This window comes from Paenibacillus sp. J53TS2 (assembly GCF_018403305.1).
Lineage (GTDB): Bacteria > Bacillota > Bacilli > Paenibacillales > Paenibacillaceae > Fontibacillus > Fontibacillus rhizolycopersici.
Genome location: NZ_BOSK01000003.1, coordinates 272,745 through 288,865, shown reverse-complemented (window position 1 = coordinate 288,865; position 16,121 = coordinate 272,745). Strand labels below are relative to the sequence as shown.

Below are 16,121 nucleotides of genomic sequence, written 5' to 3'. Positions count from 1 at the left end.
GATGAACGGTTTGTTCAGGAAATGGAGGTTGCCCCTGATCCGTCTGGTGGTTTGACATCGGTTAGGGGACTTTCCTTCTCCGGGCACACCGATCTTGGGTTAGCTGATGGCGGAGAAATCTCCGGTTTATCCGGGTGAAAGAGCGCGTGCAGCTTGCCGATATCCTCGTCATATTTGCGGTGCGTCGTTTCAATCAGGCGGGTAAATACACCGCGCAGACCGGATTCGAGTACGGCGATGCCTTCGGCGGTTACTCCGCCGGGAACGGCAACCCGCTCGATCAGCTCTTCCGGGCTTAGGCCGCCTTCGGTCAGGAGTTTGCCGGTGCCAAGCAGCATTTCCGAGCCAAGCTCGATCGCCTCGGCATAACCGATTCCCGTCAGTTCGGCGGCTGATTCCGCCCAAAGCTGCAGCATATACGCGACGAAAGCCGGACCGCAGCTCGAGAAGTCGGAAGCGATCCGGGTTTCGCTCTCTCGGAGGGTGGTCGGCGTGCTGATCGAGGACATCAGCTGTTCCAACAGCAAGCGATCCTCGGGGCGGATCCGCTTGCCGTACATGCAGAGCGATGCACCGCTGTGAACGGAATGCGTGATGCTGGGGATGATCTTGGCGATTTTTGAAGGAAGGGCCTCTTCCAATGTTTCGATCTGAACGGGGCTGGTGATCGACACGACGATCTGCTTCTCGTCGAGCACGTCCCGGATTTCCGCGATCACTTCGGGGTAATCCAGGGGTTTGATGCACAAGAAGACGATTTTGCTTCCTTGCACGGCTTCGGCGTTGTTGCTGTACGCCAGCAGACCGGGATGGCGCTGAGCCAGCCATTTGGTTTTGTAGGGAGAACGGTTGCTGGCACAAATGTGATGTGGAAGCAACGTGCCGGAACGCAAAAACGCGTCGATGAGCAGGCTTCCCATGGATCCGGTTCCGATGAAGGCGACTTTCATCCGGATTCCCCTTTCCGTGCTTAACGCACTGTCTTGGTAAAACGATAAGGCAGATCTCATTTGTTCATGATTCAAAAACGGTCAGCTTTACTCTCGCGTGAACCTACTTCTGCCGTTTCTACTTCACCTGTATAAATATGTATGCAGCTTGATTGGATCTTCATGACTATAAGTGGATTCTTTTAAGAGGTTTGATAGGGGAGTGGGTTACCATATGCGGAAGGAACTCGTATTGACAGCGATAGCTTCAGCTGTGATCGGCGCCGGTTTGATGCTCCTGGCGACGGGCGGCCGCGATCCCGCCGGGATCGAGGGCTGGATGCCGGTTAATGCTGAAGTGAAATCAGCACTGGCCGAGGAAGGCGCAGGAAGCAAGGACTCTGGCGCTGCGGCTGCAGCGGGCAACACGGGGGAAGTGAGCGAGAGCCAAACTGCGAAGGTCGGCGGCAGCTCGGCGTCGTCAACTTCCACAGCCGGAGCGAACGCTGCGCAAGGTAGCGAGGCCGGAGGGGGTAGCGCAGCCGTGACCCCAACGGATGGGGGCGGAAAGACCGCCGAGACCGGAAAGATCAGCATCAATCTCGCCGGTTTGGCAGAGTTGCAAGAGATTCCCGGTATCGGTGAAAAGAAAGCGCAGGCGATCCTCGATTACCGCAATGCACACGGCGCATTTGCCTCTATCGAAGATTTGACTCAGGTCAAAGGGATCGGGGACAAGATGCTGGAGAAAATGAAGCCTTACATCGGCCTGTAGGCCGATGGGATCGAAAGACGACTTGTGAGGGTGATAATGGGATGAATCCGGACCATCGTAAAGACTGGGATACGTATTTCATGGATATCGCTTATATGGTATCGACGCGGTCGCGCTGCAACCGTCGTCATGTCGGCGCCGTACTAGTTCAAGGGAAGAAGCTGCTGGGCACGGCCTATAACGGGGCCCCTTCCGGCGTTCCGGATTGCTCGGAAGCCGGATGTATGATCGCGGAAGAGTATGAACTCGTGATTGAAGACGGCCAGGAGAAGATGGTGAAGAAGCAGCGCTGCGTCCGCACCATCCATGCCGAGCAGAACCTGCTATTGTTCACGGACCGGATCGATCGGGAAGGGTCCAGCGTATACGTGACGGACGAGCCGTGTTGGACTTGCGCGAACATGTTGGCCAACAGCGGCATTACGGAGATCGTGTTCCATCGGTCCTATCCGAAGGATACCGGCAAGGTAACCGCCATGATGGCGCAGAAGGGAATCACCTTCCGCCGTCTGGAAGGTTATCATCCGCCGCAGGAATCAATCTCGCAGGTGGAAGAGTAAACGTAACCGAATACGATTCAAACTTGTTGTTGGAATGTGGGAGCACCTCATTCGCCTTAGGGCGGGTGGGGTGTTTTTTTTGCTTAGGCAGATAAGGAGGGGTTCCGATGAACGGTAGACCGTTAACTGCGATCGCCTGCGGCTGGATGGCCGGCAGCGGTTTGGCGGCGGGGTATCCCGGCTGGCGTTTTTGGTTGTTTGCGCTGGGACTATCGCTGATATGTGCAGCCATCGCCTTGATCGGGCGCCATTTTTGGCGGAGTTTGGTCCTGATCTGGCTGGCCTTCTCGCTTGCAGGCGGTTATTGGCTTTATAACGAAACGGGGAATAAAACCCGGATTGGGTTGCCTGTGGACGGACAAGCCGTACGTCTGGAGGGAACGATCGTCTCGGCCGTAGAGATCGACGGCGATCGCGCCGACTTTACGCTGAAGGCAAGCCGGCTCTCCTTGCTATCTGCGGGATCAAGCCCGCAGGTCAGCCAGGACATCCCCGGCGGGGAAAAGGTGGCCGTCCAGCTGCGGCTGGCGGCTCAAAAGGAACTGCCTACGGCGGCCTCTTGGTGGCGCGGCCTCCAGGTGACTCTGGACGGAACGCTCGAAGCGCCGCAATCGGCACGCAACTTCGGCGCGTTTGATTACCGCCGGTATTTGCATCTGCAGCGGATTCATTGGCTGGTAAAGGCGCCGGGTGCCTCGTCTATAAAAGTGGTACAGTCAACCCGAGGCGTCGCCGCCGTTATGGGCTATATAGATGCACTGCGTGATCGGCTCGGCGAACGCATCGAAAGATTGTTTCCGGAATGGCAGGCAGGTTATATGAAAGGGCTGTTGATCGGCCTGCAGAATGACCTTGACCCGGACAAATATGCGGAGTTTACGCAGCTTGGGCTAACGCATATTTTGGCGATCTCGGGCAGTCATGTGGCGATAAACGTCGCGCTCCTATTCGGATTGCTTCGTCTTTGCCGGGTTACTCGGGAGACCGCGATCACGGCCGCGTTGGCGTTCGTTCCGGCGTATATGCTGATCACCGGGTTCTCGCCGTCGGTCATTCGCTCCGGGTTGATGACGATGCTGGGGCTGTACTTACTAAGGCGCGGGCTGTTGAAAGACAGCCTTAATGTATTAGCTGCGGCTGCGATGCTGATGTTAGTCTGGGACCCGTACTTTTTGCTGAACGTCAGCTTCCAGCTATCGTTTGCGGTGACGGCGGGGCTGATCCTATTCGTGCCGTTGCTATCGCCGTACTTTCGGTGGTTACCGAGAAAAATGGGGAGCGCCGTGGCGATCACGCTTGCGGCTCAACTGGTTTCTTTTCCGCTGACGATTCTCTATTTCAACCAGTTTTCTCTATTGTCGGTCCTGGCTAACTTACTGCTTGTACCGGTTATTGGCACACTGGCGCTTCCACTCGGAACGGGGGCACTGCTGCTTAGCTTCCTGTCGACTCGGCTTGGTTTATGGGCGGCATTTCCGGTACGGTGGCTGAATACGGTGACGTTCGAGGCGACAAGCTGGCTGAGCGCACGTAGCGGCTTCATGACGTATTGGCAATCCCCCTCATTGCTTTGGGTTGCGGCTTTCTATGTCGGGTGCTACCTAGTGCTGTATTGGGGAAAACGGCGCGAGCGCCTTGCTGCAGAAGCGTTAACCCCTCAGTGGCAAGACGACGACACGGTCCCATTGAGACCGGTGGCAGAACCGACATCCTTTCCTCTAAGAGAGCGAGTATGGGCTAGGCGCGGAGACTTTCTGCGCTTAACCATAGCTGCAGGTTTGGTGCTGCTGCTGATATCCGGTTATACCCCGGCCTACAACAAGGGTTCAGGCTACATCGAGTTCATCGACGTTGGTCAAGGCGACTGCGCCCTGATCACGACCCCTTCCGGTAAGCATCTGCTGGTAGACGGCGGGGGTACGGTGTCGTTTCGCAAAGCGAAGGATGCTTGGCGGGAGCGCCGCGAACCTTTTGAAGTCGGGGCAAAGACGGTTGTTCCGCTGCTCAAGAAACGAGGGGTTCACCGCTTGGACGCGGTGATTTTGACGCATGGAGATCAGGACCATATCGGTGGGGCGCAGGCGGTACTGGATTCGTTCCCGGTTGAAGCGCTGCTGATCAACGGCAGCCTGGCGGAGTCGAAGACGATGACAACCTTGATGGAGACGGCCCTAACTCGGCGGATTCCGGTATATTCGGCAAGCCGCGGCATGAACTTGCAACCGGATAAGGGCACCCGCGTGGAGGTGCTTTATCCGCTAACCGAAACGGAAGGGACAAGCCGGATTCCTTTCGTGAAAGAACAAAACCACCAATCCATCGTGTTTCGGTTGGACCTGAACGGGGCTTCCTTTTTGTTCACGGGCGATATGGATGAGGCGGCGGAGCGGGAGATGCTAGAGATAGAAAAGATATCTGCTTCCGTACCAACGACACCGGCACATTCGATCGATGTTATGAAAGTGGCTCACCATGGCAGCAAGACATCCACCTCCGAGGCATGGCTGGCATACTGGCAACCGGAAGCGGCACTGATTTCGGTTGGAGCCGCGAATACCTACGGGCACCCGCATCCCACGGTCGTCGATCGGTTGAACGGGCAGAACATCCGAATCTATCGAACCGACAAGCAAGGTGAAGTTCAGATGAGAGTGCGCAGGGGGAGGATCGAGGTCAGAAGCAAACTACAGCAAACCCCGTGAAAATAGGCCCTTCCCTGATTTCGGCAGGATGACGGGGCCTGTTTTTTTTGGTATCCTAAGGTGAGATTGAAAGGATTCCGCACGAGAAATGCTTGAATTTCATACCGGATGATGGACTCCAAATTATTTATAAAAAATAGTAACAACATTGCAACATCTTGTCGGACGTTAGCGTCTGTAAGGATGCAAGGAAGGGGGAGCCTTAGTGGTAGAGCAGGGACTCATCAGAGCCGCTCAAACGGGCGATCGCGACGCTCTAATCACCCTATTGCGAGAAATTGAACAACATGTTTACCGGACGGCCTACTATATTTTGAACAATGAGCAGGATGCGCATGACGCTGCTCAAGAAGCCCTCATTCGCATTTATACCAAAATCGATTCTTATGAGGAAAAAGCGCAGTTCAAAACCTGGGTCCAACGGATCGTAACTAACATTTGTATCGACAAATTTCGTAGGAATAAGCCAACGGTATCCATCGAGGAGCACGAAATGGTGTTTCAGGGGAATGATAGCGTGGAGCGGGAAGTCATGTCGGGCTATTTAGCCGAGGACATTCGCAGCGCGATCGAACAATTGCCGGAACACCACCGATCGGTGGTTGTGCTGAGGTATTTACAGGACTTTTCGTATAACGAAATCGCTGATAGCTTGAATTTGCCGCTGAATACAGTGAAATCCTATTTATTCAGGGCCAGACAGCAGCTGCAGCATTTACTCCAAGATTATCAGAAGGGTGGTGTATCAGGATGAAGTGCCCGGAGGCGGTGGAATGGATGCATCGTTATCTTGACCATGATTTAAACGAAGAGGAAAGTTTTCTTCTCTTTGAGCATATTCGTAATTGCGGGGAATGCGCTGAAACGTTTGCTCTGTTGAACAAGCTGTCTGCGCAATTGGAGGAGCTGCCGAAGGTGGTTCCGAACTATAGCCTCGTGGATGCGATCCTGCCGCAACTGGATGAAATCGACCGTGCTCGCCTTGAAGGAGGCAGCGCTGCCGAGGAGACGGTGCTGCCGATGACGGCGGTACAAGTCGATGCGGGAACCGGTCAAGGCGGTACGCTGCCGAGCCGCCGCAGCTCGCGCCGTCAGGATGCGGACACAGGGTTGCGACGGAGCCGGATTTACCGGTACGGTTCGCTGGGCGTGGCAGCTGCTTTGATTCTGGGTGTGTTCATTTATCAATATGAACCACGCACCGTATCGGATGCCGAGATCGCCATGAATACCTCGTTAACGGATTCGGCCAACGAGAATTCTTCAGCCGCAGAATCGGCCGGCGATGCGGTGGGAAACGCGCAGCTGTTCAAGGATGGCAGCAATGCCGGCAGCCTTGAGATGGAAGATCAGGATGCTCTGGCGCCGAAGGAGGACGGCACCCCGAACGAGGGTGCAAATTCCGGTGGTGCGGATGACCGGAACATGACGGGAGATTCGACGGATCCTATTGCTCCTGGAGCTAAGCCAGGGAACTCGCAATCAGGCACCAAGGCTCCAAGCGAGCAAGATGCCGGAAAGAGCGATCCGACGAAAGGCAATTCGGTGCCGACAAATCAAGGCGAGGGTGTTCCTGCTCAGGATCCGACTACGCCTGAAGCTGGGAATTCGGACCCTGCGGCCGATGCCAAAGCTCCGGAAAGCCTTGAGGATGATGAGATGATTAACCGGCAATTGACCCTGGATGATCCAAAGGGAAAGTTTGGCATCGCCAGTTTTAATAGCTGGACCTCGCCGGATGGGAAGTTTGAAGCCGAGTTAAAGGATGGACACCTGTATGTCTACCGTCTCGACGTCCAGGATCGGAAACAGGTGGCTGATGAGACGATCGACGGAAATTGGGTCGACGGCGCTTGGTCGGAGGATGGCCTTGTATTTACGTACGAGACAGAAATCGACGGAACCTCAGCGGTTCGTACGATCGATGCCGAGAAGGCGGCCGCAGCCGCTGCGGAAGGAACGCAGCCCTAAACAAGAACGCGGACGGACGAAATTGGGCGGTTTTTTGAACATGCGGCTGGCACCTTTTCAGGAGATATGGAATAGGTTATATGTATAGTAGAGATAGCGGTTTGGACCCCTGATCGTCGTATGACCGCTGGCGGGAGAGTTTCTAGAGCTTTTCGGCCCGCGTTTATATAGATGTTCCGGGACAGAGGGATCTTTCGCCAAGAGGCAGAGGTCCCTCTGTTGCATTTATAGAGGAAGTTAAAAAGTCAGCTCGAGATCACGAAGCGGGCTCGGGGGAGATTATTCGGCGTCGAATCTTGAATTCAGCCAGGCCTTCCGATGCTCACGTAGCCTCCAGCTACGCTCCGCTACTCAGTCCCTAGCTTCATCCAACCTTCTCGGTGCTCCCAACCAGACTTTTTAACCTTCATTTGAAGGGGGGAGTTAAAAAGTCAGCTCGAGATCACGAAGCGGGCTCAGGGGAGATTACTCGGCGTCGAATCTTGAATTCAGCCGGGCCTTCCGATGCTCACGTAGCCTCCGGCTACGCTCCGCTACTCAGTCCCTAGCTTCATTCAACTTTCTCGGTGCTCCCAACCAGACTTTTTAACCTTCATTTGAAGGGGGAAGTTAAAAAGTCAGCTCGAGATCACGAAGCGGGCTCAGGGGAGATTACTCGGCGTCGAATCTTGAATTCAGCCGGGCCTTCCGATGCTCACGTAGCCCCCAGCTACGCTCCGCTACTCAGTCCCTAGCTTCATCCAACCTTCTCGGTGCTCCCAACCTGCCTCAACCTGCTGTATTTCACTAACCTTCAGCATGTTAACGGAACTCAGTGCCGTTATTTGAACGTTTATCCGTTACTTAGACTTCTAACGGAACCAGGAGACCTTATTTCGGTTGAAATCAGCTCAATCCACATGGGTATAGCTCAATAAGGTCTCTGGGTTCCGTTACAGCGGGAAATCGCAGGGAAATGGGCAAATAAGGGCTGTACGTTCCGTTACGATACCTTTGGCCGAACATTTGCTGCACGACGCTTGAACATTACAATGTACCGTCAGCAAAATACACGATGCAACTCTGCAGCAACAACAGCAACTACAGAAAACGAGCAAACTCCAACACACAACATCATCTACAGCACAACGACAACGACATCTGACAGCATACTGACCTGCTTCCGCATGTCACGGCAACTACTGTACTCCAACACACTACAGCAACTCCAACACACATTAGCTCATTACTGGCCGGATCAGCGGCTATTTTTTCGTTTTTTCGAGCAGGAGCGACAAACAGGGTTTGGACGAATGGGCAAAATCGAAGTATGATGGTTAGAGGCAATGAAGACGGAAGGGAGAACCCGGATGGACGCAAAGCAAGCGATGAAAGACATTAAGCAGGGGCGGATCTCCCCGCTATACGTTTGTTACGGTACGGAGAAATACCAGATTCAAGAGTTCGTGGGCCTGCTCCAGGAGCAGCTTGTGGATCGGGATCAAAAGGACTTTGCCTTGGCTTCTTTTGATCTGACGGAGACCCCAATCGAGGTCGTGGTCGAAGAAGCGGAGACGATGCCCTTTCTCGTAGAGCGTAAGCTGATTGTTGTCCGTGACTCCGCACTGCTTGTAGCAGGCGGCAAGGAAGGCGGCAAAATCGAGCATAAGTTGGAGACGCTGCTGACGTATATCGGCAACCCGGCTGAGCATAGCGTGATCGTGTTTGTGGCGAACGGCGAGAAGTTGGACGAGCGGAAGAAGGTCGTCAAAGCGATTAAGGCAGCCGGTACGGTGTTGTCCTTTATGCCGCTGGGCGGCGGGGAGCTCGTACAGTGGGTCGTGCAAGAGGTGGAGAAACGCGGCTGCCGGATCGGACGCGACGCGGCGGAGGCGTTGATTGCCGCGAGCGGCGTGCAGATGGCAGCCTTGGCTGCGGAAACGGACAAGCTCTGCTTGTACGCCGGATCCGGCGGGATGATCGATACCGCGGCAGTTGAGCAGCTTGTTGCTCGCAGCACGGAGCAAAACGTGTTCGTGATGGTGGAGCATATCGCTGCGATTCGACTGGAGCAGGCGCTTGGCATTTTCTACGAACTGCTGAAGCAGCGCGAGGAGCCGATCAAGATCGCGGCGTTGATCGCCCGCCAGTTCCGGATCATGCTGCAAGTGAAAGAACTTGGACGCCAGAGCTACTCACAGCAACAGATCGCCTCGCAGCTCAGTTTGCATCCGTACGTAGTTAAGCTGGCCGGTGATCAGGCCCGGAAATTTGAAGCCGGCCGGCTGAGAACCATCCTGTCCGAGCTGGCCGAGTTGGATTACCGGATGAAAAGCGGGCAAATCGACAAAGTGCTGGGGCTGGAGTTATTCCTGCTAAAACTGGGGGCCTAGAGGCGAATAACGTCCCCCACCCCCTCAATAAAAGCCAAAAAGACCTGAACGATTCATCGTTCAGGTCTCTTTGAGCTTAGTTGAAGAAAAACTTCATTATCATTAACGAGTCTTACGCTTTAGACGTAAGTTCGTTCAATTTTTTAGCCAAGCGGGATTTCTTACGGGCAGCTGCATTTTTGTGGATCAAACCTTTAGTAACAGCTTTGTCCAATTTTTTGGTAGCAGCAACGAAAGCAGCTTTAGCTGCTTCAACTTCGTTGTTCGCCAGAGCGGTGTCGGCAGTTTTCACAGCCGTACGCAGGGCGGATTTTTGCGAAGCGTTCAGCACGCGGCGTTTGTCATTCGTTTTCACGCGTTTGATAGCGGATTTAATGTTTGGCATTGCATTCACCTCCTGTAAAGCATATATCAACCCAGATGATTCACAACTTAAAATATTTTATCACGCAAGATAGTAAAAAGCAATAAATTCATCATACTGAATCTCTCGATTTCTCGCAAGTTTTACCGCTTGACCTATGGCATGCATAAACACATTCCCTCTCCCGCACAATAAAGGCAATCAGAGGAAATGGAGGTCATATGGCATGAATTTAGACTTACGGGAGTATTCCGTACGTACTGACTTGGCCGTTGAATCGAAGGAGATCGCGGAGACCGCCCATGGCGGGCCGGTTCCCGGGCTAAATGAACAGGTCGAGGAACAGGACGGAATCAAGATCACCCGGCTGGATGTGACCAACGAGGCGGCCTCACGGCAAATCGGACGAATCCGGGGACATTACGTGACCTTGGAGGTCCCCGGCCTCCGGAATCAGGATACCGAACTGCAGGAAAAGGTCGCTGCCGCGTTCGCGAAGGAGTTTACCGCATTTTTAAATAAAATCGGGGTCGGACCGGGAGCGAAGACGCTGATCGTCGGCTTGGGCAACTGGAATGTTACGCCGGATGCACTCGGACCGCTGGTGGTAGAGAATGTCATGGTTACCCGACATTACTTCGAGCTGACGCCGGACCAGGTCGCACCGGGTTACCGAGAAGTTAGCGCAATCGCTCCTGGCGTGCTTGGCATTACCGGCATTGAGTCGAGCGAAGTGGTGCAAGGAATCGTGGAACGGACGCGACCGGATCTGATCATCGCCATCGATGCATTGGCTTCACGTTCGTTGGAACGGGTAAATACGACGATCCAGATCGCAGACATCGGCATCCATCCCGGCTCTGGCATTGGCAACAAACGTCGGGGACTAACCAAGGAAATTCTGGGCGTACCTTGCATCGCGATAGGCGTACCGACAGTGTGCTATGCATCCACGATCGTCAATAATGTGTTCGATATGATGAAGAGTCATTTCAATGAAGAAAGCGACGACGGGAACGCGCCTACGAAACAGATCATGGGCATGCTTAACGATTTAAATGAAAGCGAGCGGCTAGGTCTCGTCAAAGAGGTGCTCGAACCGCTTGGCCATGATCTCATCGTTACGCCGAAAGAAATCGACGAATTCATTGAAGATGTGGCGAATGTTATCGCGAGCGGTCTGAACATCTCATTGCACGAGGCAGTTACACCAGATAACGTGGCGTCTTATACCCATTAAGGCCGCATCCTCCTCCTTCTCCCGAATCTCAAGAAATCCGTGAATCTAGCGGATTTCTTTTTTTTGTGAGAATTCGAGGTTCTAGGCTTTGAACTAGGTTCATAGATTTGGAATATAGTTCGAAAGCGGCTGGAGGAGGACACGCATATGAAATTCAAGGCTTGGAATCTAGGGAAAATGAGACGGAATCTGTTGCATGTGTTGGCGCTGGGACGCACATTTTTGCTTTTATCGGTCATGTCGGTGATCTTTTTCGTCATGTTGGGGGTGCTGGGCATTGCCGAGAAGAATCTCAATACGTCCCCGGTTTCTTCGATGAAGGGGCTGGCGGCGTCGCTATCGAGCGGGTTTTTCATGGATATGGTTGGCATGGAACTGCCGCACGCGGCCAGCGAAAAGCAAACGCCGGCGATATCGGGTCGCCAGATGACGAATTTCGTCTTCCAGCTGTTGACGGACGTGAATCCATCCGATCCGAAGAGTTTGGTCGCCCGAGAAGTTCCGGGACTGGGTGCCGATAGCCCGATCCTGCTGCGTACGGGCTCCGGCAATGGCACGGCCCAAGCGCCCGAGGATTACCGGCCGGGTACAGGCGCGGATGGCAGCGCGCCAGATCACCCGGAGCCGAATGGCGATGAAGGCGGGGATGACGCGGACCCAGGGCCGGGCGAAGCCGATTCGGGCGAATCACAGCCACCGGAACAGGAGCCTGGGAAGACAGACGGCACCTCTGGGGATCAGGGGGAGCCTTCGATCCAACCGGGCAACAAAAATATCGTGATGATCTATCATTCGCATCCGCAAGAATCATATAATCCAGTGCTGGGTACTGATGTGGATAACCCTAGCTCGGCGGAAGACAAGAAGAACGTCGGCCTGGTTGGCGAGGCGCTGGCGAAAGAGCTGGAACGCAAAGGAGTCGCCGCCTTGCACTCGTTCGAAAATTATGCGAGCAAGGTGAGCAATTACAACTACAACTATTCATATAAATATTCACGAGAGACCGTGAAGCAGGCGATGGCCGAAAACGGCAAGCTGCAATATTTTATCGATATCCACCGCGATTCGCAACGCCATGACAAGACGACCACGACCATTGACGGCGTCAATTATGCTCAGGTTTATTTCATCATCGGGCATGGCAATGAGAACTGGCGCGAGAATGAGAAATTCGCGAGCTCGATTCATGATCGTCTGGAGAAGGTTTATCCGGGGATTTCCAGGGGCATATGGGGGAAGACGTCTTCCCAGGGCAACGGGGAGTACAACCAGTCGTTGTCGCCCAACAGCGTCCTGATCGAAATCGGCGGGATCGACAACAGCGAGGAAGAGCTGGAGCGCACCGCGAAGGTGTTAGCAGGGATCTTGGCCGATCTGTATTGGGAAGGCCAGGACGCGGAGAAAGCGGGCAAGCTGACGAAAAGCGGAACAAACGGTGGCGCATCTAGCGGAACCAATGCATCCAACGGAGTGAGCAAGGGCTCACCCAAAGCCGGCGAATCGAGCAAGAAATCTTAAGTTTCATTTAACGAAGGAAACGGGGGAGGGACAGACATGGCAAAAACGTTGCGAAAAACCTTGGTATATGGCCTTTTGCTGGCGGCAGGGGTGACGCTAGGAATGCAGCTCGCCGAAAGCGGAACAACGTCGGTGTACGGCCCCGGCTTTCAAACCGGAGGGACGACGGTTGGCGCAAACGGACAGTCCGTGGGGGTTCCGTATCCGCAGCAGCAATACAGCAATGGCTGGTCATCCGGTGCTGCCACCCCCGCCTGGACCACAACCGGCCAAGGCTATGCCGCGCCACAGGGGACAACCGGCGGGTATACCATGGCCCCAGGTTACGGCTCGGCCCAACCTGGAGCAACCACCCCGAGCACGGTGACTAACGGATTTAATAACCCGGCGACAGGTGGCCAAGTGATGCAAACGCCGGCGGATCTGCTCATGCCGCCGCCGTCGCCTCCGGCTGTCGACCGCTTTGCCGACAAGGCGGCTCATTTGCTGCAACAGGCATCGCAGAAGAGCATTCATTGGGTAGCCTCCCTGTTTGGTCCCGGCGAATGAAATAACGATTTATAACGAATGGCGGATTTGTTATACTGTTGTTATATTGTTATGAATCCGTTCGTGATTCGTTATTTCGGAGGTCAGAACTTTTGAAGAAAATTACGATGCAGCAAATTGCCGATCATTTAGGCGTTTCGAAATTCGTCGTATCCAAGGCTTTATCCGGCAAGGGAGGAGTCAATGAACAGACCCGTGAGCGGGTCATTCAAGCCGCTTCCCAGCTCGGCTACTTTAACCAGAAGAACGGCTACGTCAAGAACGTCATTCCCTCGGGCACAACGCTGCCGGCGCCGGCTGGCAAGCAGTCGGTGCTGGTGTTGATGCCGAATATCCGGTTTCAAAACAAGGAATCGCTGTATTGGGGCCGGCTGCTGGAGGGCATCTCCCGGGAACTGGAGGCACAGCAACTGGGGATGATCATCGTATCGGAACCCCGGGGCGACAATTTTATGCATATCCTCAATCCGGACGGCATTCTGGGAATGATCGGGGTCGGGCAAATCGCCACCTCATTCCTGTTGGAGGTGCACCGGATTGGACTGCCGATGGTCCTCGTTGATCATGAGGACCCGCTGATTCCCAGCGACACGGTCTTTGCGAACAACCTTGACGGGATGGCCCGCCTGACCACCCATTTGATCGGACTGGGGCACCGGGAATTGCACTTCTTGGGGAACTCGGCTTTCTCCCGAAGCTTCCGGGATCGCTGGATCGGTTACCGCAGCGCTTTGGAGGAGAATGGCCTAACACCTCAAGCGCCGGATGATCCGATGCTGCAGTTGGAAGGCATCGATACCGGGGCATACGGGGACGAGCTGCAAGGGTGGTTGGAACGGAGGAGAAAAGCAAAGACGCTCCCGACGGCGCTGGTATGCGCGAATGATTCCATCGCCATCCATGCCTGTACCGTCCTGGGCGAGATCGGGTTAACCGTGCCTGGGGACATCGTTGTCAGCGGGTTTGATAATATCGACGATGCGGCCCGCAACGCGCCGTCGATTACGACTATCCATGTGCCGAAAGAGGACCTCGGCCAGCGCGCGGTGCGAAAGCTGATGGACCGGCTTGCTCATCCAGATGCGCCACAGGAAAAAATCATGATATCCGTCGAAACCGTGTACCGGGACTCTACCGCCGAACCACAACAGACCGGGCGATAGAAGGCGAGGGAGAGGAAGTAAGTCATGGCTTCCGGTTGGAATTTAACTCGTCGTGATTGCTGCTTGCCCCTGCAACTGATATAATAAATTGATTGTATGACTTCGATGATTTGTGGTGGGGGTAAGGATGACAGATATTAGGGCTAGACAAGCGAAAATTCGCAATTTCTGTATTATTGCACATATAGACCATGGCAAATCGACATTGGCCGACCGAATTCTGGAGTATACCGGGGCGCTGACTTCCCGGGAAATGCAGGAGCAGGTCCTTGACCAAATGGATTTGGAACGCGAACGTGGAATCACGATTAAACTACAGGCCGTCCGCTTAACCTATCGCGCCGACGATGGGGAGGAGTATTTGCTGAACCTCATCGATACGCCGGGACACGTCGACTTCACTTACGAGGTCTCCCGCAGTTTGGCCGCTTGCGAAGGCGCCCTTCTAGTGGTAGACGCCGCTCAGGGGATCGAGGCGCAAACGCTGGCCAATGTTTATCTGGCGCTCGATAACAACCTGGAGATTTTGCCGGTCATTAACAAAATCGACTTGCCAAGCGCCGATCCCGATCGGGTGAAGCAGGAGATAGAGGATGTCATCGGCCTCGATGCCAGCGAAGCGGTGCACGCTTCCGCCAAAGCCGGGATCGGGATTAAGGAGATTCTGGAGCAGGTCGTACAGAAGGTGCCTGCACCAACGGGAGACCCGGATCAGTCGCTGAAGGCGCTGATTTTCGATTCGCATTATGACCCTTACAAGGGCGTTATCGTTTACGTGCGCGTCATTGACGGGCAGATTAAGGCTGGCTCGAAAATCAAAATGATGGCAACGGAAAAAACGTTTGAGGTTATCGAAGTGGGTGCCTTCAAACCGCGGATGACAATCGTGGACGAGCTGAATGTCGGCGATGTCGGCTTTATCGTTGCCGGGATCAAGACGGTCGGCGACACTCGCGTCGGGGATACCGTCACGGACGCGAAGCATCCGACACTTGAACCGCTGCCGGGTTACCGTAAGATTAACCCGATGGTCTATTGCGGCTTGTATCCGATCGAAACGTCGGATTACAACGACCTGCGTGAAGCGTTGGAGAAACTGCAGTTGAACGACGCTTCGCTGAGCTTCGAACCGGAAACCTCAAGCGCGCTGGGCTTCGGTTTCCGTTGCGGCTTCCTGGGATTGTTGCACATGGACGTCATTCAGGAACGGATTGAGCGGGAATTCAACATTCCGCTGATTACGACGGCGCCAAGCGTTATTTACAAAGTAACGCTGACGAACGGCGAGACGATCTCCATCGACAACCCGTCCAACTATCCGGAGGTCGGCAAAATCGACTATGTCGAGGAGCCTTACGTCAAAGCGGCGATCATCGTACCCAATGATTATGTCGGAACCGTCATGGAACTCTGCCAAAGCAAACGCGGCGAGTTCGTGAATATGGAATACCTTGACACAACCCGTGTGACGATTACGTACCAGGTGCCATTGTCGGAGATTGTATACGACTTCTTCGATCAGTTGAAATCGAGCACGAAGGGTTACGCTTCCTTCGATTATGAGCTGTCGGGTTATCGTCAATCGAACCTGGTGAAGATGGACATCCTCCTGAACGGAGAGCAGGTCGACGCTTTGTCCTTTATCGTCCACCGCGAACGTGCTTACCACCGCGGCCGGATCATTTGCGAGAAGCTGCGTGAGCTGATCCCGCGCCAAATGTTTGAAGTGCCGATTCAGGCCTCGATCGGGCAGAAGGTCATCGCCCGCGAGACCGTTAAGGCGATGCGCAAGAACGTCCTTGCCAAATGTTACGGCGGTGATATCTCGCGGAAGCGCAAGCTGCTGGAGAAGCAGAAGGAAGGCAAGAAGCGGATGAAGCAGGTCGGCAACGTCGAGGTACCGCAGGAAGCGTTTATGGCCGTACTGAAAATCGACGACAATTAAGAAATACAAATCGTTTGATGAAGGAAAGCCGTC

The 16,121-nt window shown here is 54.3% G+C and carries 13 protein-coding genes; 11 read left to right on the top strand and 2 right to left on the bottom strand.

Translation table 11 applies throughout. The annotated features are described in order from the left end of the window. Window positions 1-14 precede the first annotated feature (14 nt). Complete coding sequence (gene comER, locus KJS42_RS09185) at window positions 15-950, bottom strand: late competence protein ComER (protein WP_213622646.1); 936 nt, start codon at window positions 948-950, stop codon at window positions 15-17. Between the two features lie 214 nt (window positions 951-1,164). Here comER and KJS42_RS09180 point away from each other — a divergent pair, with 214 nt between their 5' ends. From KJS42_RS09180 to holA, 6 genes are all read left to right on the top strand, one after another. Further along, window positions 1,165-1,704, top strand: a complete 540-nt coding sequence (locus KJS42_RS09180; RefSeq protein WP_213622645.1) for a ComEA family DNA-binding protein — start codon at window positions 1,165-1,167, stop codon at window positions 1,702-1,704. A 41-nt stretch (window positions 1,705-1,745) separates the two neighbouring features. Further along, entirely contained in the window at window positions 1,746-2,264 is a 519-nt protein-coding gene (locus tag KJS42_RS09175) for a deoxycytidylate deaminase (RefSeq protein WP_155605626.1), read from the top strand. A 107-nt stretch (window positions 2,265-2,371) separates the two neighbouring features. Beyond that, window positions 2,372-4,966 (top strand): DNA internalization-related competence protein ComEC/Rec2, encoded by a 2,595-nt coding sequence (locus KJS42_RS09170; RefSeq protein ID WP_213622644.1) that lies wholly within the window; start codon window positions 2,372-2,374, stop codon window positions 4,964-4,966. Between the two features lie 205 nt (window positions 4,967-5,171). After that, entirely contained in the window at window positions 5,172-5,720 is a 549-nt protein-coding gene (locus KJS42_RS09165; RefSeq protein WP_193416401.1) for an RNA polymerase sigma factor, read from the top strand. After that, complete coding sequence (locus KJS42_RS09160; protein WP_213622643.1) at window positions 5,717-6,937, top strand: anti-sigma factor family protein; 1,221 nt, start codon at window positions 5,717-5,719, stop codon at window positions 6,935-6,937. The genes KJS42_RS09165 and KJS42_RS09160 overlap by 4 nt, the downstream gene beginning before the upstream one ends. 1,349 nt (window positions 6,938-8,286) lie before the next feature. Continuing rightward, on the top strand, window positions 8,287-9,309 hold the full coding sequence (gene holA, locus KJS42_RS09155; protein ID WP_193416399.1) for a DNA polymerase III subunit delta: 1,023 nt from the start codon (window positions 8,287-8,289) through the stop codon (window positions 9,307-9,309). Window positions 9,310-9,421: 112 nt separating this feature from the next. Here holA and rpsT read toward each other — a convergent pair whose 3' ends face one another. After that, on the bottom strand, window positions 9,422-9,694 hold the full coding sequence (gene rpsT / locus KJS42_RS09150) for a 30S ribosomal protein S20 (RefSeq protein WP_193416398.1): 273 nt from the start codon (window positions 9,692-9,694) through the stop codon (window positions 9,422-9,424). A gap of 205 nt (window positions 9,695-9,899) precedes the next feature. On the opposite strand from rpsT, the gene gpr reads away from it, so the two are divergent. The 5 genes from gpr (at window position 9,900) to lepA (ending at window position 16,088) form a co-directional block, all read left to right on the top strand. Then, window positions 9,900-10,913 carry a GPR endopeptidase gene (gene gpr, locus KJS42_RS09145; RefSeq protein WP_213622642.1) on the top strand — a complete coding sequence of 338 codons (1,014 nt, stop codon included), beginning with the start codon at window positions 9,900-9,902 and terminating at the stop codon, window positions 10,911-10,913. Window positions 10,914-11,060: 147 nt separating this feature from the next. Continuing rightward, window positions 11,061-12,431: a stage II sporulation protein P gene (locus KJS42_RS09140; protein ID WP_244868425.1), complete on the top strand. Its 1,371-nt coding sequence runs from the start codon at window positions 11,061-11,063 to the stop codon at window positions 12,429-12,431. A gap of 36 nt (window positions 12,432-12,467) precedes the next feature. Continuing rightward, a complete protein-coding gene (locus KJS42_RS09135) occupies window positions 12,468-12,980 on the top strand; it encodes a hypothetical protein (RefSeq protein ID WP_155605620.1) in 513 nt (170 codons plus the stop codon). Between the two features lie 92 nt (window positions 12,981-13,072). After that, window positions 13,073-14,143 (top strand): LacI family DNA-binding transcriptional regulator, encoded by a 1,071-nt coding sequence (locus KJS42_RS09130; protein WP_193416396.1) that lies wholly within the window; start codon window positions 13,073-13,075, stop codon window positions 14,141-14,143. Between the two features lie 127 nt (window positions 14,144-14,270). Then, window positions 14,271-16,088 carry a translation elongation factor 4 gene (gene lepA / locus KJS42_RS09125; RefSeq protein WP_193416395.1) on the top strand — a complete coding sequence of 606 codons (1,818 nt, stop codon included), beginning with the start codon at window positions 14,271-14,273 and terminating at the stop codon, window positions 16,086-16,088. Window positions 16,089-16,121 lie beyond the last annotated feature (33 nt).